The organism is Sphingobium baderi, from assembly GCF_001456115.1.
GTDB lineage: Bacteria > Pseudomonadota > Alphaproteobacteria > Sphingomonadales > Sphingomonadaceae > Sphingobium > Sphingobium baderi_A.
The window spans coordinates 1,126,421-1,144,073 of the sequence record NZ_CP013264.1; the positions used below are offsets into that span (position 1 = coordinate 1,126,421).

General features: G+C 63.2%; 15 protein-coding genes. 2 read left to right on the plus strand and 13 right to left on the minus strand.

The features are described 5' to 3' along the window. Nucleotides 1-33: 33 nt before the first annotated feature. The 3 genes from ATN00_RS05575 to ATN00_RS05585 are packed head-to-tail and all read right to left on the minus strand — an operon-like array spanning nt 34 to nt 1,633. The gene (locus ATN00_RS05575) at nt 34-579 is read right to left on the minus strand and encodes a hypothetical protein (RefSeq protein WP_062063065.1); all 546 of its coding nucleotides are present in this window, start codon (nt 577-579) and stop codon (nt 34-36) included. Continuing rightward, nucleotides 576-1,109 carry a DUF177 domain-containing protein gene (locus tag ATN00_RS05580; RefSeq protein ID WP_062063066.1) on the minus strand — a complete coding sequence of 178 codons (534 nt, stop codon included), beginning with the start codon at nt 1,107-1,109 and terminating at the stop codon, nt 576-578. The genes ATN00_RS05575 and ATN00_RS05580 overlap by 4 nt, the downstream gene beginning before the upstream one ends. Continuing rightward, a complete protein-coding gene (locus tag ATN00_RS05585; RefSeq protein ID WP_062068442.1) occupies nt 1,106-1,633 on the minus strand; it encodes a ubiquinol-cytochrome C chaperone family protein in 528 nt (175 codons plus the stop codon). The genes ATN00_RS05580 and ATN00_RS05585 overlap by 4 nt, the downstream gene beginning before the upstream one ends. 163 nt (nt 1,634-1,796) lie before the next feature. On the opposite strand from ATN00_RS05585, the gene ATN00_RS05590 reads away from it, so the two are divergent. Continuing rightward, nucleotides 1,797-2,312 carry an outer membrane protein assembly factor BamE gene (locus ATN00_RS05590; protein WP_062068440.1) on the plus strand — a complete coding sequence of 172 codons (516 nt, stop codon included), beginning with the start codon at nt 1,797-1,799 and terminating at the stop codon, nt 2,310-2,312. Between the two features lie 45 nt (nt 2,313-2,357). Here the strand turns inward: ATN00_RS05590 and ATN00_RS05595 are convergent, their stop codons facing one another. The 4 genes from ATN00_RS05595 to ATN00_RS05610 all read right to left on the minus strand — a co-directional run bounded on the left by ATN00_RS05595 (nt 2,358) and on the right by ATN00_RS05610 (nt 7,641). Further along, the gene (locus ATN00_RS05595) at nt 2,358-2,909 is read right to left on the minus strand and encodes an rRNA large subunit pseudouridine synthase E (protein ID WP_062063068.1); all 552 of its coding nucleotides are present in this window, start codon (nt 2,907-2,909) and stop codon (nt 2,358-2,360) included. A 6-nt stretch (nt 2,910-2,915) separates the two neighbouring features. Beyond that, nucleotides 2,916-4,064, minus strand: a complete 1,149-nt coding sequence (locus ATN00_RS05600; RefSeq protein WP_062063070.1) for a cupin domain-containing protein — start codon at nt 4,062-4,064, stop codon at nt 2,916-2,918. A 131-nt stretch (nt 4,065-4,195) separates the two neighbouring features. After that, on the minus strand, nt 4,196-5,104 hold the full coding sequence (locus ATN00_RS05605) for a formylglycine-generating enzyme family protein (protein ID WP_082635297.1): 909 nt from the start codon (nt 5,102-5,104) through the stop codon (nt 4,196-4,198). Between the two features lie 182 nt (nt 5,105-5,286). Next, on the minus strand, nt 5,287-7,641 hold the full coding sequence (locus ATN00_RS05610) for an arylsulfatase (protein WP_231746396.1): 2,355 nt from the start codon (nt 7,639-7,641) through the stop codon (nt 5,287-5,289). A gap of 14 nt (nt 7,642-7,655) precedes the next feature. Between ATN00_RS05610 and ATN00_RS05615 the strand changes: the two genes are divergently transcribed. Beyond that, entirely contained in the window at nt 7,656-8,408 is a 753-nt protein-coding gene (locus tag ATN00_RS05615; protein ID WP_197413676.1) for a TetR/AcrR family transcriptional regulator, read from the plus strand. 52 nt (nt 8,409-8,460) lie between these two features. On the opposite strand, the gene cobA is transcribed toward ATN00_RS05615, so the two are convergent. The 6 genes from cobA to ATN00_RS05645 form a co-directional block, all read right to left on the minus strand. Beyond that, nucleotides 8,461-9,246 (minus strand): uroporphyrinogen-III C-methyltransferase, encoded by a 786-nt coding sequence (cobA, locus tag ATN00_RS05620; RefSeq protein WP_062063075.1) that lies wholly within the window; start codon nt 9,244-9,246, stop codon nt 8,461-8,463. Next, nucleotides 9,233-11,842 (minus strand): nitrate reductase, encoded by a 2,610-nt coding sequence (locus tag ATN00_RS05625; RefSeq protein ID WP_062063077.1) that lies wholly within the window; start codon nt 11,840-11,842, stop codon nt 9,233-9,235. The genes cobA and ATN00_RS05625 overlap by 14 nt, the downstream gene beginning before the upstream one ends. A gap of 5 nt (nt 11,843-11,847) precedes the next feature. Then, nucleotides 11,848-12,216, minus strand: a complete 369-nt coding sequence (gene nirD / locus ATN00_RS05630) for a nitrite reductase small subunit NirD (RefSeq protein ID WP_062063078.1) — start codon at nt 12,214-12,216, stop codon at nt 11,848-11,850. After that, nucleotides 12,213-14,732 carry a nitrite reductase large subunit NirB gene (nirB, locus tag ATN00_RS05635; RefSeq protein WP_062063080.1) on the minus strand — a complete coding sequence of 840 codons (2,520 nt, stop codon included), beginning with the start codon at nt 14,730-14,732 and terminating at the stop codon, nt 12,213-12,215. Before nirB ends, nirD begins: the two co-directional genes overlap by 4 nt. Before the next feature lie 199 nt (nt 14,733-14,931). Beyond that, nucleotides 14,932-16,137, minus strand: coding sequence for a hypothetical protein (locus ATN00_RS05640; RefSeq protein ID WP_062063081.1), 1,206 nt, complete (start codon nt 16,135-16,137; stop codon nt 14,932-14,934). 81 nt (nt 16,138-16,218) lie between these two features. After that, complete coding sequence (locus tag ATN00_RS05645) at nt 16,219-17,463, minus strand: nitrate/nitrite transporter (RefSeq protein ID WP_062063082.1); 1,245 nt, start codon at nt 17,461-17,463, stop codon at nt 16,219-16,221. Between the last annotated feature and the right edge of the window lie 190 nt (nt 17,464-17,653).

Consider the following 17,653-nt stretch of genomic DNA (forward strand, 5'->3'; position numbering starts at 1 on the left):
TTATGCCATGCCGGGAACGAAAGGGAAACAGAGTCAGTCGGTCACGACCCGCAAATTGTCGAGCATCCATTCGAGATGAGCGCGGCTGATCCGGCTCCACACATTATAGGTGCACCGCTGCCCCGCGATCCGCATATAGGCAAGCGATTGCAGGGCCACGCCTTCGCGGTTTGCGGCGGGATAAGGTTCCGCCCCTTCCTGTCCATAGCCCGCGAAGGAAGCGCCGGGAAATTGCGCGAGGTCGCGGAAATAGGGCCACTGGCGATAGAGCCTGTCCCGCTGGACAGCCACGTCCGCGTCATCGTCCGGCAAAAGGCCCGTACCCGCGAAGCCATAGGCGCTACGCTGGTCTGGCAGGTCGAAGGCGACACCCCAGCCTCCACCGAAGTAAGCGGAGCGTGGAGCGCCTTCCGGCTGGCTCGATGCCGCCAGCGCCAGCGGGGCGCAGTCCTTGCGGTTTTCCGCTTTCGCCCATTCGACGCGCGCGCGCCTTTCGCCGATCAGGGTGGACGGTTCGGCGGCCAGAGCGGGCAGCACGAAGCCGGGCAGGAACAGGGCCGCAGAAAGGAACGCCTTCATTCCTTGGCGCCCTTGATCGAGAGAAGGGCCGCGAAGGGACTGGCCTGCTCCTCCGACATGACACCCGCTTCGCGCAGATGGATGTCTGCCTGCGGCGAGCGGGGATAGGGCGTCATCGCCAGCGCCACCGTTTCCGCGACTGCTTCGCCCATGTCGATGACGTTGCCTGTATAGCCGATGGTGTCGCAATCCTCCGCATCGAGTTCCAGTTCCTCGCCTTCGGGCTGCATCTGGTCCTCGGCCACGAAGCGCAGCAGGAAATCGCTGTCGATCGTCTCTGGCACCGGCACGCCAGTGGCGACGCAGGGCTGAGCCAGATCGGCCTTCACATGACCCCGCGCGATGATCGCGCCATCCTCTTGCGCCAGCGCATAATCCGCTTCCAGCCGGTCGAGCGCGAGCAGGTTGAAACGGCGCGCCAATGCTTCGCGTTCCGCCTCGTTCGCGACGATGGCCGTGGGATCGGCGTGGCGACCAAGCTGATCGAGCCGTACGGGCCGCGAAAATTCAGGTGCCGGGTTGTCGTTCATCCAAGGTCTCCCGTCAGCAGCGCATCGCGGGACAGGCAGCCCAGCCGTATCCAGCGTTCGCGCAATGCGCCCTCGACATGGGCGAGGGCATCGGTCGAAGGCTCGGCCCCGCGATAGAGGTTGCGGCGCAACGCTTCGCCAAGGTCGCCGTCCCCTTCCAACGCGGCGCGATAGGCCGCCAGGCGCCCACCCAGCGCGCTCACCATGCGGCCGATATGCTTGCCGACGACGACGTCGCCTATCCCTTCCTGCCGGAGCTGGCCGTCCATGTCGTCCACGAACAATTCGGTCAGCCACACGCTTTCCTGCTTGGCCCCCTGCTGCTCCAGCCGGATCAGCACCTGCGCCAATATGGCGACGATCATATCGAAACGTCCGTCCAGCGTATCGGGAACCGCGCCTTTCGCATACCAGTGCGGCTGGCGGCCCTCCGCCACGACGGCGTGATAAAGCGGCATCAGCCCTTCTTTGGGATCGCGCCGCCCGAACAGGCGCTGGAGGAAGGACGGGGCGGGTATGGACATGATCTGCCTGCTTTTCACGATCGGTTGAAAGGCGGTTTTTAGCCGCCCGTGCTGCGGCCCCTTGCCGAGGCCCATGCATTTCCATATTGATCGGCGCGCCGCCCGATGCAATGGCGGCTTGATGTTTCTTGGGTTTGGGGGCCGATCCCCGCAGGAGAAGTTCATGCGCCAGTTCAGCCGCCAATCCCGCAGCGGGCGGATCATGCTCGCGGTCGGCCTTTGCGCGCTGCTTCTGGGCACGTCGGGCTGCACGCGGATTCGTACGCATCAGGGGTATCAGGTCGACAAACTGCTGGTCGATTCGGTGCAGCCGGGCATCGACAACCGCGCATCGGTGGAAGGCACTTTGGGCCGCCCCAGCTTCGCGGCGCAGTTCGGCGATCAGGACTGGTATTATGTGTCCCGCGATATGCGGTCGCTGGCCTTTTCCAATCCCAAGCCTGTGGCGCAGACCGTCCTGCATGTGCGATTCGACCCGGCCGGCAACGTCGTGGCGGTCGACCGGATGGGCCTTGAAGATGTGGCGAAGGTGAAGCCCTGGGGTGAAAAGACCCCGACGCTGGGCCGTCATCGCAGCCTGTTCCAGGAAATCTTCGGCAATATCGGGGCGGTGGGCGCTGGCGGCATGGGCGGCGGCGGCGGCGCGACCAGTCCGGGCGGTGGCCCTAACGGTAGCTGAGCTGCCGCGGCCTCGATGCCATCATGACAGGCGTCGTTCGCGCGCCTAGCCGATCTTTTCCGCTTCGCGCCATTGGCCCTGTCCAATTCCATCGAGCGTCCAGTCGCCGATACGCCAGCGCACCAGCCGCAGCGTCGGATGTCCGACTGCTGCCGTCATGCGCCGCACTTGCCGGTTGCGCCCTTCGCGGATCGTCAGTCGCAGCCAGCAATCCGGCACGGTCTTGCGAAACCGAACCGGTGGATCGCGCGGCCAGAGCGCCGGTTCTTCGATGCGTTCGACCTGAGCTGGCAAAGTCGGGCCATCCTTGAGGCGCAGGCCGCCCCGCAATGATTCCAGCGCAGCCTTGTCGGGATCACCTTCAACCTGCACCAGATAGGTTTTCGGCACCTTGAAGCGGGGATCGGCGATCCGCGCCTGTAACCGGCCATCGTCGGTCAGCAGCAACAACCCTTCGCTGTCGAGGTCCAGCCGCCCGGCGGGATAGACGCCCGGCATGTCGATGAACGCGGCCAGCGTCGGACGTGGCGGGCCGGTGCTTTCGTCGGTGAACTGGCACAACACGCCATAGGGCTTGTTGAACAGGATGAGCGTCATCGCGCCTCAGTCCTCGTCATCAAACGCCAGGCTGCCCTGGTCGATCAGGGCCGCAATCAGCACAGCGGCAGGAGCCGATGCGGCAAGGGCCGGGTCCATTATGGTCGATCCCGCGCATAACCGTTCGGCCAGCAAGGCCGTATCGCCCGCGCAGTCGAAGCAATGGCCGTCCACGAATAGCAGGAGCGTTTCTTCCTTCTGCCGGATGAAGGAAAAGCGGCTGGCCGGGTTGCGGCTGAGCGGTACGCTTTCGGCCAGCAGCGCGCGCACGGCCTGCTGCCCGATCGCCTCTTCCGGCCGCCAGTCCGTTTCGGCATATTTGGGCAGGCTGTTGTAAAGCCCGAACCAACGGGCGAAGGCATCGCGATCGGACAGAGCCTCCATCACCATTTCGTGCAGACGGTCGATGGCCGACGTGGCGATTTCGCCGGGATTGGCCTGTAGCGTCAGGTCGGGATCGGTATAGCGATCCTCATCCGGCAATCCGTCGGCCTGATGCTCGCACCAGCTTTCGATCAGCTCGGCGCGCGACGGTGCGCGAAAACCGATTGAATAGGTCATGCAATCGTCGCTGACCGCCACCCCTTCATGTGCGAAACAGGGCGGGACATAGAGAATATCGCCGGGTTCGAGTATCCAGTCGCCCGTCGCTTCGAAATCGGCAATCAGGCGCAGGTCGTCGTGCGGCAGCAGCGGCGTCGCGGAATCGCATCGCGGTCCTACGCGCCATCGCCGCTTGCCCAGTCCCTGCACCAGAAACACGTCATATTGGTCGTAATGCGGCCCGACCCCGCCTCCGTCCGTGGCATAGCTGACCATCACATCGTCGATGCGCCAGTCAGGCACGAAACGGAACGGTTCGACCAGTTCGGCTACCTCGGGCGCATGATGGTCCACGGCCTGCACCAGCAGCGTCCAGGGGTTGCTGTCGAGTTCGCCGAAGCGGGTTTCGGCCAGCGGACCGCTTTCCGCCGCCAGACGGCCTGCGTCGCGTGTGATGAGGCGTGATTCCACGCCCTCTTCGCAGGCGAGGCCCGCCAATTCGTCCGGGTCGAGCGGATTACGCCACTCTTTCCATGGGTTGCGGATCAGCAGCGGGCGTTTCTGCCAATGGTCGCGCAGGAACAGGTCGACGTCGAAATCGGCAATTTGCATGCCTCGCCCATGCGCCCATAGGCGTCCGCTGTCAAAAATCTATCGCTTTCCCGGGGGGCGACCAGAACTGCCAGGGCGCGCGGCGAGGCCTGTTCCTTCCCGATTTCAAGACCAGATATTCTCCGGCTTTCTCAACGCACTACGCATCGGAATCCGATATGAGAAGTGGAGGTGTCGATTGTCTGGGGATAGCGCGCCGCAGGGCGATAGCGCTGGCAATAATTTTCCGCGCAGAGATGCGACCCGCCCTTGAGGGTTTTGCGGGGAAAGGCTGCTCCGGGATCGGAAGGATCATGGCTGCCCCTTTCATCCCCACCGCGCGGGTTGCTGGGAATGCAACAGGATGGCGAATCCTTTCCCTTGGCGCCGGCGCTGTACCAGTCGGCTGTCCATTCCCAGACATTGCCGATCATGTCGTAAAGCCCATAGCCATTGGGTGGAAAGGCGCCCACCGGAGATGTCCCGGCATAGCCATCGGTCATGAGATTTTCCGTTGGAAAGGCCCCTTGCCAATAATTGGCCATCATCTTTCCGTCCGGCGTCAGTGCATCGCCCCAGGCAAAAGCCGCGCGATCCAGCCCGCCGCGCGCGGCAAATTCCCATTCGGCCTCAGTTGGCAGATCCTTACCCACCCATGTCGCATAGGCGCTGGCATCAGCATAGGCGATATGGACGACCGGATGGTCGAGCAATGCGTCGATCGAACTGTCCGGTCCAGCGGGATGCCGCCAATCCGCGCCAAAGCAAAAGGTCCACCATTGCAGGCTGTTGGATAAGCTTACCTTTTTTTCAGGAGGAACGAATAGCGATGAGCCGGCCCGCAACATATGGGGTGAGGCATCAGGATAATCCGCTGGGTCGGGGGCCATTTCCGCAAGCGTTACATAGCCTGTGGTCGCCACGAATTGCTTGAACTGCCGATTGGTCACAGGCAGGGTGTCGATCCAGAAATCATCGACGCGAACCTGACGGGCGGGCGCCTCTTCAGGATAATGTTCGTCCGAGCCCATCCAAAAGGCGTCCCCCGCAATGAAGGTCATGCCGGGCCTGTCGTTGGCTTGCGGCTCAATTTGAACAGGCATTATTCATTCCGTCACAGGCTTTCGCATAAGTGGGGCTGATGCAACCGTAGGTCAGAACCGCCGCATCGGGCAATCTATCCTGGAACAGGCGCCGCCACCCATTCCAAAGGCTGACCCTGTTCTTCGACGCCGCTCCCGATTCACTGCTTCATGCCCAGAGTGATGCCGATGCGTTCAATGCGTCCGTCAAAATGCGGTGTTCCTGCATAATCGGTTACCGGGCGGCCACGATCGTCACCCACATCGAAGGTTTCACCGGGGCCAGCGGGCATCATGCCGACCCGGTCGATCCGGCCCTGGCCGATAGTGCGGCCATTGGCGGCGATGGTGAGAAGGCCGGGGGCTCCCGGTCTGGGCGCATCCGGCACGAAAGAGAATGTCAGGGTCTGCTTTCCGGCCGGGAGAGGAGAGGTGGCAGTGATACGATACTGGTCCGCTTCCGCGCTGGATGCGGCGTGGATGGCGAAGGGGATGCCCTTGTCCAGGCCAAAGGACCAACCGCCCAGGTTGCTGCCGGTGGCGACAAGCGCGCCATTGGAAGCGTTGGACAGCGTGACATCGCAGTCGATCGTGAAGCCGCGAGCCAGCATCGGTTGCTTCGCCCAGGGCAGACTCAGCTCTCCCCAGAAGACATAGTTCAATCTTGGGGTTTCCGGCCGCCGCATGCGCGCGGATTCGACCGGGTCCAGATTGGCGCGCAAGGGATAGACATTGTTGCGACGCGCTTCCGCATCGAACAGCGCCTGCATCTCGGCCAGCCGCTTCGGTTCGGTTGCCGCCAGGTCCTTTGCCTGCGCGAAATCGCTTTTGAGATTATAGAGCGACCATGTGAAGTCTTGCGGTTCGGTGGCCGATTTCTGCTGCCAAGGCATCCGGCCCGGATTGGTCGCCGCCAGCCATCCGTCACGATAGATTGCGCGATTGCCCAATAATTCGAAATATTGGACGGCATGGCGGCTGGGGAGGGAGGGGCCCGTAAAGCTGTAGGCCATGCTTACCCCGTCCAGGCTATGCTGAGGGGCGCCGTCGACGAATTTCGGCGCCGGTATGCCGGTAGCCTCCAGCACGGTCGGCAGGATGTCGTTGACGTGATGGAACTGCTCGCGCATTTGCTGCGGCTGGCCGATATGATTGGGCCATGCAACGACCAGTCCATTGCGCGTGCCGCCCAGATGGGAAGCGATCTGCTTGAACAGGGGGAAGGGGGCGTTCATGGCCCAAGCCCAGCCGGCCGGATAGACCTGATAGCTGTCGGGGCCTCCAAGCTTGTCGATATTGCGGAGCTGTTCCTCGAAGCTCTGGTCCGGCTGTCCGGTCAGCTTGGCGAGTTCGTTGACGCTGCCTTCGGGGCCGCCTTCGCCGCTGGCTCCATTGTCGCCCTCGATGAAGATGATCAATGTATTGGCAAGCGTGCCGGTGCGCTCCAATTCGTCCAGCAATCGCCCAAATTCATGGTCCTGATAGGCCAGCATGGCCGCATAGGCTTCCATATAGCGGCCATAGAGGCGCTGATGATCGGCGTCGAGACTGTCCCATGCTGGCAGCGCCTGAGGGCGGGGTGACACCGCCGTCCCCTTGGGAATGATGCCCATCTCTTGCTGCCGCGCGACCGTTCTGGCGCGTTCTGCATCCCAGCCATCGTTGAACTTGCCCTTGAACCGGGCCATCCATTCGGGAGGCGCCTGATGAGGCGCGTGGGCGGAACCGGGTGCATAATAGAGAAAGAAGGGCTTGTCGGGCGTGGCGGCCTGTTGGCTGTGCAGCCAGCCGATCGCATGGTCGATCAAATCCCGGTCCAGCAGCATCGTCGGATCGCGGCCTTCCAGGCTGACCGGTTGGGTTCCGTGATAGAGCGTCGGGCGGAATTGGTCCGTCTCTGGTCCCACGAAGCCATAAAACTCCTCGAAACCCAGGCCCGTCGGCCAGCGCGTGAAGGGGCCGGTTTCGCCCGATTCGTCGCCCGGCACATTGTGGTGCTTGCCAAACCAGGCCGTGCTGTAACCATTGCCTTGCAATATGCGGCCAATCGTGGCGGAGGTCGCAGGCAGTTCGCCATTATAACCCGGAAAGCCCATGGCGATGTCGGTCAACGCGCCAGTGCCCACGCCATGATGATTGCGTCCCGTCAGCAACGCCGCGCGCGTCGGCGAGCACATGGCGGTGGTATGGAAATTATTATAACGCGCGCCTTGTTTCGCCAGCCGGTCGAGATTGGGGGTCGGAATCGGCCCGCCGAAGGTACTGGACGCGCCGAAACCGACATCGTCGGTCAGCACCAACAGGATATTGGGCGCGCCTGCGGGCGCCTTGACCTTGTCCGCCCAGACCGGTTTCGATTCCCTGAGCGAAGGTTCCATGGTCCCGCTGAAGGACGGGACGGGAACAGGCAGGATATCGCGCGACGCCGTATCTGATGAGGTGGCATGGGCCGTGCCTACCATGCCCGGCGCGCTCGCCAGGGTCATTGCCATCGCCAGCATCGACGTTCGCATCATTGCTATCCTCCCTTATGACGGCGATTTTTCATCTGATCGGCAAATCAATCGACCGTCTATTTTTTCAGGCATATGCCTTAATAATTGACAGTCTGCTAATATTGGGATCAGGAAGAGTCAAGCATTGCTGGATAGGCGCTGAGAGACATATGGCCCGTTTGCCCCTTAAGAAAAAAAGCGGCAGCGCGGCGGATGATATCATCCGCGCGGCGGAACGCCTCTTCGGTGAGGAGGGGGTGTCCTCCATATCGTTGCGTCACATCGCGACCGCCGCCAGCCAGGTGAACAATTTCGCCGTCCAATATCATTTCGGCGACAAGGACGGGCTGATCCGGGCGATATTCGAACGGCGCCTTCCCTTTGTGGAAAACCGTCGCCGGCATATGCTGGAAGCAGCCCGGCCTGCTGGTTTTGATCTGGAAAAGCTGATCGAGGCGACCTTTCGGCCCATCATCGAAGAAGTCGACGAAAATGGGCGTCGCAGCTATGCGCGTTTCCTGGCGCAGATCGTCAACGACAAGCGGTCGGCCCATCACTGGACGGAGGTGCGCTCGCTCGTGCCTTCCGTGGCGGAAATCACCCAGGAACAGGCCCGGCTTTGCCCGGCGCTGAGCAAGGAAAAGCTCGTTTTCCGGCTCCAGCTCGTGAATATATTGATGCTGCAAGCCATATATCTGGCCGACGAGGATGGATGCGACGCCCGCGCCTTTGAAGCGAAATTCATGGATGCGGTACGCATGGCCGCCGCCGCGCTGGGAGCCCCTTGAGTTAGCGGATTCCCCGGCATTTCGTGGTTTCAGCGGTTCTTGGCCGCAGCTTTCATTCGGTTGTGCAATATAGGTGCTTGCCCACCTCATGCTCCTGCGTGAAGCCCGCAACGGCTTCGCCGATCAGCAGCAGCGTTGGATCTTCATCGCTGATCGTCGCGACGAGGAAGGCAAGTGCCGAGAGCTTGCCCCGGATAAGCCGTTCATTGGGTAGCGACACATTGACTGCCACCATCACTGGCGTTTCGGGATTGCGTCCGGCGGCGATCAGGGAACGGCTGATCTCGCTCGCGGCCGCGCGGCCCATATAGATGCCCAGCGTGCCGCCGGCGCGCGCCAGCACGTCCCAGTCGAGTTGCAGCGGTTCGCCCGCCTTGAGATGCGCCGTCACCAGCGTCAGTCCGCGCGCCACACCCCGCAAGGTAAGCGAGGCGTTGCCGCTTGCCGCCGCCGCGCTGGCGGTGGTGATGCCGGGACAGATGCGGACCGGAATCCCTTCCTCCGCCAAATATGCCATTTCTTCCGCCGACCGTCCGAAGACCGATGGATCGCCGCCCTTGAGGCGCACGACGCGCTTGCCCGCTTTCGCCGCGACAAGCAGCAGGTCATTGATGCTTTCCTGTGCCTTGCTGTGACGGCCGGAGCGTTTGCCGACGCTCACCACTTCCGTGCTGTCCGGCACGAGGTCCAGCACGCCTGGTCCCACCAGCGCGTCGTAAAAGACAATCTCCGCCGCCACGATCAGCTTTTCGGCTTTTCGGGTGAGCAGGTCCGGGTCGCCCGGTCCGGCGCCGACCAGCCAGACCTCACCGGGGGCGATAAGCTCATTCTGCTGCATGGAGCGTCTCCTGCTTGCTTTGGGCGAGGATGCTGGCGAGCGCCGGGCGGCAGGAGCCGCAATTGGTCCCCGCGCCCAACGCTTTGCCGATTGCGGGCACATCGACCAGCTGCTTTTCGCGGATGGCCGCCACGATCTGATTAAGGCCGATGTCGAAACAGACGCAGATGGTTGCGCCCTTGTCCGGCTGGTTCCCCGGCCCCCGCGCGGCGAGGACCGAAGCGCCGACGGCGGGCGCCTGAAGCTGGTCGATCAGCCAGTCGCGCGAAGGGAGGATGCCGCTGCGTGTGACGAACAGCACGCCAGTCAGTTGCCCATCGCTGATAATGGCCACACGGCGGGTGCCGCGCGTAACGTCGATGGCTTCCACCCTGTCGCCTTTGGGCAAGCATGCCTCCAACCGCGAGGGATCGCCATTGCCCGCGACCTCGTATAGCGCACCGGATGGCACGGTGACGCGCGTCGCCCAGAGGCAGGGGAGGCGCACCGGGTCTGTGCCGCGAAGGATGAGGAAGCCTTTCCATTCCACCGCCTGCCGTTCGACGCGGGCAGGCGTCGACTTGAAGCCGGGCTGGCCGGAATGAGGGTCGGTGAGTGGGCGCGGCAACAGGCCGGTGCGGCCGCCGGTCGATGTCTGGTCGGTCCAGTGGATCGGCGTGAATATCTCGCCGGGTCGCTGGCCTTCGTTGAACATCACGCGAAACAGGCTGTCGCCTTGCGGCGTGGAGACGCGAGCGAGGTCGCCTTCCTCCAGTGCGAGCGCCCGTGCGTCCTGCGGATGGATTTCGACCAGCGGTTCTTCCCGATGCCGGGCCAATTTGGGGGAAAGGCCGGTGCGGGTCATCGTGTGCCACTGATCGCGATAGCGCCCGGTGTTGAGCGTCATCGGCCAGTCCTTGAGCGGCGCCTGCACGTCCATCTGCCTGACCGGCACCAGCCGCGCCTTGCCGTCGGTCGTGGGAAAGCGGCCATCGGCGAAAGCTGCGCCGCCCCAGCGGAACGGTTCCATCGCTTCATAGGCATCATTGCCGATGGTGGCATGGGATCGCAGGTTCAGCACGCGCGCGCCGTCATTCTGATAAGCGGTCAGGCGCGCATGTTCGCGCCAGATTTCGGCTGGCCGGTCATAGGCGAAAGCATTGCGCCAACCCATGCGGCGGGCGACCTCCTTGATGATCCACCAGTCTGGCCTTGCCTCGCCGGGGAGCGTCAGGAAGGGACGCTGGCGGCTGATCGTGCGGTCCGAATTGGTGACGGTGCCGTCCTTTTCCCCCCATCCTGCGGCGGGAAGGCGGACATCGGCATAAGCGCTGGTGTCGGTGTCGGCGATCACATCCGACACGACCACGAAGGGGCAGGATTCCAGCGCCTCGCGCACGCGGCCGGCGTCGGGCAGCGAGACGGCGGGATTGGTTGCCATCACCCAGAGCGCCTTGATCCGGCCCTCGCCCATCGCACGGAACAGGTCGACGGCTTTCAGGCCCGGCTTGGCCGCCATGGCGGGCGCGGCCCAGAAGCGGCCGACCCGTTCCACATTCTCCGGCGCGAAGTCCATATGCGCCGCCAATGTCGATGCGAGGCCCCCGACTTCGCGCCCGCCCATGGCGTTGGGCTGTCCGGTGATCGAAAATGGCGCCGCGCCGGGCTTGCCGATGCGTCCCGTGGCGAGGTGGACGTTGATGATCGCATTGACCTGATCGGTGCCGCGGATCGACTGGTTGATGCCCTGGCTGAACAGGGTGACGGTGCGCGGGGTCGCGGCGAACAGCTCGAAAAACTGCTGGAGCAGAGCAGGGGCGATGTCGCATGTTTTCGCGACGGTCCACAGATCGTGACCGGTGCGGATATGTTCCCAGAAGTCTTCTGGTGCGTTGACATGTCCGGCCAGGAAAGCGGGGTCGGTGACGCCCGCCTGATCCACCCAGGCGAGCAGCCCGTTCATCAGCGCCACATCGGTGCCGGGCTTCACGGGCAGATGCAGGTCCGCGCCTTCGCAGGTTTCGGTACGGCGCGGGTCGATCACCACCAGTTTCGTGCCACGCGCGGCGCGGGCGGCCTGGATGCGCTGATAGACGATCGGATGGCACCATGCGGTGTTGGAGCCGACCAGGACGATCAGGTCTGCTTCCGCCAGATCGCCATAGCTGGCGGGCACGACATCCTCGCCGAAAGCGCGGGTATGGCCCGCGACTGCGCTCGACATGCACAAGCGCGAATTGGTGTCGATATTAGCCGAGCCGATGAAGCCCTTCATCAGCTTGTTGGCGACATAATAATCCTCGGTCAGCAACTGGCCGGAGACATAGAAGGCCACGCTGTCGGGGCCGTGGCGGTCGATCGTTTCGCGAAAGCGTTTAGCCACAAGGTCCAGCGCCTTGTCCCAGCTTGCCCGCCTTTGGCCGATCATCGGATGGAGCAGGCGGCCTTGCAGGCTCACCGTTTCGCCCAGATGCGTGCCCTTGGAACATAGCCGCCCGGCATTGGCCGGATGCGCCTCATCCCCCTTGATCTGCACGGACCGCGGGCCGGTCGGCGTGGCCGATATGCCGCAGCCGACACCGCAATAGGCGCAAGTGGTGCGGATCGGTTGCCCCATCGTCTTCAGGCCGCCTTCCTCGTCGTCCGGGCCGGTATCACCGCATCGCGCAGCAGGTAGATGCGGCCAGCGTCGACCTTGAGCGGGATGGTCGGCACGCACCCTTCGTCGCTGCCCAGCGCCTCGCCGGTTTTGAGCGAGATGTTCCAGTTGTGCAGCGGACAGGCGACGACATTGCCATGGACGATGCCCTGGCTCAGCGGTCCCTGTTTGTGCGGGCATTTGTTGACCAGCGCATAAAATTGGTTGTCCAGCGTGTGGAATATCGCGATCTCCTCCCCGCCGCGCACCGGCAGGGTCCGGGCGTTGCCGGGCGAAATCTGGCTCACCGGGCCGATATCCAGCCAATCTCCGACATTGTTCGAGACGGTCATGCGGCAAACTCCATGGGGCGCACTTCGGCGAGGTGTTGATGCAGTTCGGCGTCTTCGCCCGCGGCGCGGCGCGCCCAGGGGTCTTCCTGACTGAAGCTTTGGGAGAAGAGGAAGCGGGCACGAAGCGCCTCGCGGCCTTCCTCGTCATCGACGATGCGGCTCTTTACATAGTCGACGCCGACGCGTTCGATCCACGGCGCGGTGCGTTCGAGGTAACGCGCTTCCTCGCGGTAGAGCTGGATGAAGGCGGCGCAGTAATCGAGCGCCTCCTGCTCGGTCGCGACCTTGCAGAGCAGGTCGGTGGCGCGGACATGGATGCCGCCATTGCCGCCGACATGCAGTTCATAGCCGCTATCCACGCAGACCACGCCGAAGTCCTTGATCGTCGCCTCCGCGCAGTTGCGAGGGCAGCCCGATGCCGCGATCTTGAACTTGTGGGGCATCCACGAACCCCAGGTCATCCGCTCGATCTTGACGCCAAGGCCGGTCGAATCCTGCGTGCCGAAGCGGCACCATTCACTGCCCACGCACGTCTTCACCGTGCGGAGCGACTTGCCATAGGCATGGCCCGACACCATGCCCGCGGCATTGAGATCGGCCCAGACGGCGGGCAGGTCTTCCTTCCTGATGCCGAAAATGTCGAGCCGCTGGCCGCCGGTCACTTTCACCATGGGGGCGTTATATTTCTCAACTACATCGGCGATCGCGCGCAACTCGCGAGGGTTGGTGAGACCGCCCCACATGCGCGGCACGACCGAATAGGTGCCATCCTTTTGGATATTGGCGTGCATCCGTTCATTGACGAAGCGGCTCTGCTGGTCGTCCTCATAATCGCCGGGCAGCGCGCAGAGCAGATAGTAATTGAGCGCTGGACGGCAGGAGGAGCAGCCATCGGGCGTCGACCAATGCAGCTTCTGCATGATTTCCGGGATCGACTTCATGCCCTGCGCGACGATTTCGCGGCGGACATCGTCATGGCCGAAGCTGGTGCATTTACAGACCGTCCTGGTGGCGCGCTCCCCCGAATAATCGTCGCCCAGCGTCACCGCGAGCAGGGTTTCGACAAGGCCGGTGCAGGAGCCGCAGCTTGCAGATGCCTTGCAGGTTGCGCGCACCGCGTCCAGCGTGCCATTGCCCGCCTCGACGCAGGCGACGACCTGCCCCTTGCTGACGCCGTTGCAGCCGCAGATCTCGGCATCATCCGAGAGCGCCGCAACGGCCGCCTTAGGGTCCGCCTGCCCACCCCCGGAGGCGAAAGCCTGACCGAAGATCAGCAGGTCGCGAATTTCGGAGACGTCATCGCCTTTCCTGAGCAGGTCGAAATACCAACCGCCGTCCGCCGTGTCGCCATAGAGCACCGCCCCCACGATCCGGTCGTCCCTGACGATGACCCGCTTATAGACCCCGCGCGAAGCGTCGCGCAGGACGATATCCTCGCAGCCTTCCCCGCCGGAGAAGTCGCCAGCGGAGAAAACGTCGAGGCCTGCGACCTTCAGCTTGGTCGACGTGACCGAACCCTTATAGCCCGTGTGCTGATCGGTCAGGCCGTCGGCGAGGCTGCGGCACATGTCCCACAGCGGCGCGACAAGGCCGTAGACATTGCCGTCATGTTCAACGCATTCGCCGACGGCGAGGATGTCGGGGTCGCTCGTCACCATATGATCGTCGACCTTGATGCCGCGCCCGATATCGAGCCCCGCCTCACGCGCCAGAGCGACCGAGGGACGGATGCCCACCGCCATCACCACCAGATTTGCCGGGATTTCGCGGCCGTCCTTCAGGCGAACGCCCTCGACCTTGCCGTCGCCATAGATTTCAGCGGTATCCGCGCCGGTCAGGATGGTCTGGCCGCGTTCTTCCAGCGCGGTCTTGAGCAACCAGCCCGCCGCCTCGTCCAACTGGCGCTCCATCAGCGTGGGCATCAAATGGATGACCGTCACCTTCATGCCGCGCAGCGTCAGGCCGTGCGCCGCTTCAAGGCCGAGCAGGCCGCCGCCGATCACCACCGCGCCGCCGCCATTCGCAGCGGCTTCCAGCATGGTGTCGACATCCTTCATGTCGCGGAAGCTGATGACGCCGGGCAGATCCTTCCCCGGCACCGGGATGATGAAGGGGTCCGATCCGGTAGCGATCAGCAGCTTGTCATAGCCGACGGCGCGGCCCGACTGGCTGGTGACGGTCCTGCCGGCGCGGTCGATGGCCATCACCGGATCGCCCGCGATCAGTTCGATGCCATTGTCATCATACCATTGGCGGCTGTTGATAATGATGTCGTCGAACGTCTTTTCGCCCGCCAGAACCGGCGAAAGCATGATCCGGTTATAGTTCACATAAGGCTCTGCGCCGAAGATGGTGACGCGATAACGCCCCGCATCCCGCGCCAGCAGTTCCTCGACCGCGCGGCAACCGGCCATGCCGTTGCCCACGACGACCAGATGTTCCCGATCATCATGCGGCGGCATGAAGATGTTTTCTTCATTCTCCGCCGCCGGACTGATCCCGTCCTGAAATTCCATCCCCGGTTTCTCCAGAAAAGAAAAAGGCCGCCATCCGGACCCCGGGATTTGAAACCCGAAGTCTGGATGGCGGCCTTGCCATCATTCGCGCCTGGACGGCCCGCCGATGGACCGCTTTGGCTATGAAATAAGAGGACTACCCTGTCCTTTGCATCGCAGCATATGCCGAATCGCTTTGCGGTCAAGCGATTCCTGCGCCTTAGAGACTCCAGTCGACCTGGAACCAGAATTTGTCGGTATCGCTAGCCAGATCATCGGCCTCATAATGTGCGTAGCGGATCGAAAACGCGGTCTTTTCGATCTTCGCGGATGCGAGAAGATTGATCTCATCGCCATAATGCAGGCTTAGCCGATCACTGTCGAACCGATGCCATGTTGCTTGCAGCGCCACGGCGGAAAGCGGCCCCAGCTGTTTCCAGCCATAGCCGCCGCCAACATGGAAATCGCGCACGCCGTTAGGCGGAGTCGTCAGCAACTTGTCCGCCCAGCCCTGAAATTTGAAGTTGCTGCCGAGCGGCGTCTGGAAACTGGTGAGCGCCGCGCCCCTGTCGGCGCCCAGCACCTCATATCCGACGTTGAGTTTCCATCCCTCTACGTCCAGCGTCGCGTCGGCCAGCCAATAATCCGCCGCATAGCGACTGGGATTGGCGCGATAGTCGGATTGCCGCGCATAGCTGAACTGATAGCCGATCTTTGCGATGCTTGAGAGGGCGCGGCTTCCCGCCAGCCGCGCGCCATAGGTCTGGCTGGACAGGCGAAAACCCTGCACCGCCGCTTCATCCTGATCGATCAGATAGGCAAAGCCCGTCAGCGTGCCGACCGGCGTGACATAGGACAGGTTGGCAAGGATATTATCGTCGCTCACCGCCTGTTGCCGCGCCCCATTGCCGTCAATGCCCCAGATCGACCGCACGCTCCAGGCATAGGCGACATCCAGCTTCAGTTTCGGCAGAGGCATGAGTTCCACTCGGATGGCATCGAAGGTCTGGGCATTGTCGCGGAAGGGAACATTGCCGACGAAGCGTTCATCATCCAGAGCGATCTTCTGCCGTCCCGCGGTCAACGTCAGGTCTTTCGTCGCATATTGAAGCTGCGCGATGACGAGCGCCACATTCTGCGGATCGGCCACCAGCGGCCGGGTCGGAGCGCCGTTCAACCCGTCATGATAATGGTCGATCATGGCCAGCGTTCCCTGCCCGACCATTGTTGCGCTGACCGCGCCGCTGCTGGCGGCCAGTCCTGCCCGCGCGCGGACAGTGAGCGCGTCTGCTTGTCTGGCAAGGTCGTCCTGATCGACATGCTCATAACGCAGCCGGGCTTCGGCGATGGGCCTCAGCGTCAGTTGCTGGGCGCAAGCGGGGCCTGCGACGGCCAGCGCGGCCGCCGATGCAAGAAACAGTTTCATGGAAGATTGTCCCCCTTCGGACGATGTGATGCATGGGAAGGGCGGCCGCCCTCATGGGCCGCCGCCTTTCCCTCTCCCATTTCAGATTCGCGCGCCGCTGCTCCAGGTCGCGCGCCAGCGGCCGCGCACCATGGCGATGCCGAGGAAAGCCAGCACGGCCAACGCTGCGAAGATCAGGAAACCCGCCGCGAAACTGCCCGTCATCTGCTTGGCGATGCCGAGCGACGAGGCGAGATAGAAACCGCCTATCCCGCCCGCCATGCCGACAAGGCCGGTCATGACGCCGATTTCCTCCTGGAACCGCTGCGGGACGAGCTGGAACACCGCGCCGTTGCCCACGCCCAGCGCCAGCATCGCCGCCACGAAGAAGCAAAGCGCGGCCGCCAATGTCGAAGCATAAGCGACGGCGGACAGCGCCAGCGCTGCGACCAGATAGACGATCATCAAAGCCCGCACTCCGCCGATCCGGTCGGCCAGCGCGCCGCCCATGGGCCGCACCAACGATCCCGCGAAAACGCATGCTGCGGTGCAATATCCAGCGGTGACGGGGCTCAATCCGAACTGGTCGGTGAAATAGATCGGCAGCGATGCCGCCAAACCCACGAAACCGCCGAATGTGACGGCATAGAAGGCCATCAGCCACCAGGCGTCGGCGGTTTTGAGGGGGTGGAAATAATCGGCCAGCCGCTTGGGCGGCGGTGCGTTGGGCGCGTCTTTCGCCATCACCATATACACCACGAACACGATCGAAAGCGGGATGCAGGCAAGCCCCAGCACCGCGTTCCAGCCGAACAGCTTGGCCAGCCCCGGCGCGAAGAGCGAGGCGAGCACCGTGCCCGAATTGCCCATGCCGGCAAGGCCCATCGCCTTGCCCTGATGTTCGGGCGGATACCAGCGGCTCGCCAGCGGCAGCGCGATGGCGAAGCTTGCCCCCGCAAAGCCAAGGATCACGCCCAGCGCCAGCGTGCCGCCGAAGCTGTTGACGCCCATCATCCAGGCGGTAAACAGTCCGGCGATGACGATGATCTGGCTGATCGCGCCCGACCGTTTCGGCCCGATCCGATCGACCAGCAGGCCGTTCACGACACGCAGAAGCGCGCCCATCAGCGTGGGCGTCGCGACCATCAGCCCCTTTTCGGCGGGGGTCAGCGCCAGCGCACTGGCGATGGAGGGAGCAAGCGGTCCCAGCAGCACCCAGACCATGAAAGCCAGATCGAAATAGAGAAAGGCGGCGATCAGGGTCGGCGTATGACCGGCTTTCCAGAAGCTGGTCGGGCTGGCTTCCCCTTCGCCGTCGGACGGGCGATCCCAATAAGCAGTTGCCATGATGACGTCCTTCAATCTTGTGAAATGGACACGAAAAAAGCCGCTCTCCGAACCTCGTTTTTTCGAAGTCCGGCCAGCGGCTTTGCTGCAAAATATTAGGGGGAGAGCTTAGTCCCGGCGTTGGGAGGGCTCGTCCTGTAAAAACACGCTTCGTCGCGCGACTCTTATCTTATCTCGCGATTGCAACCAT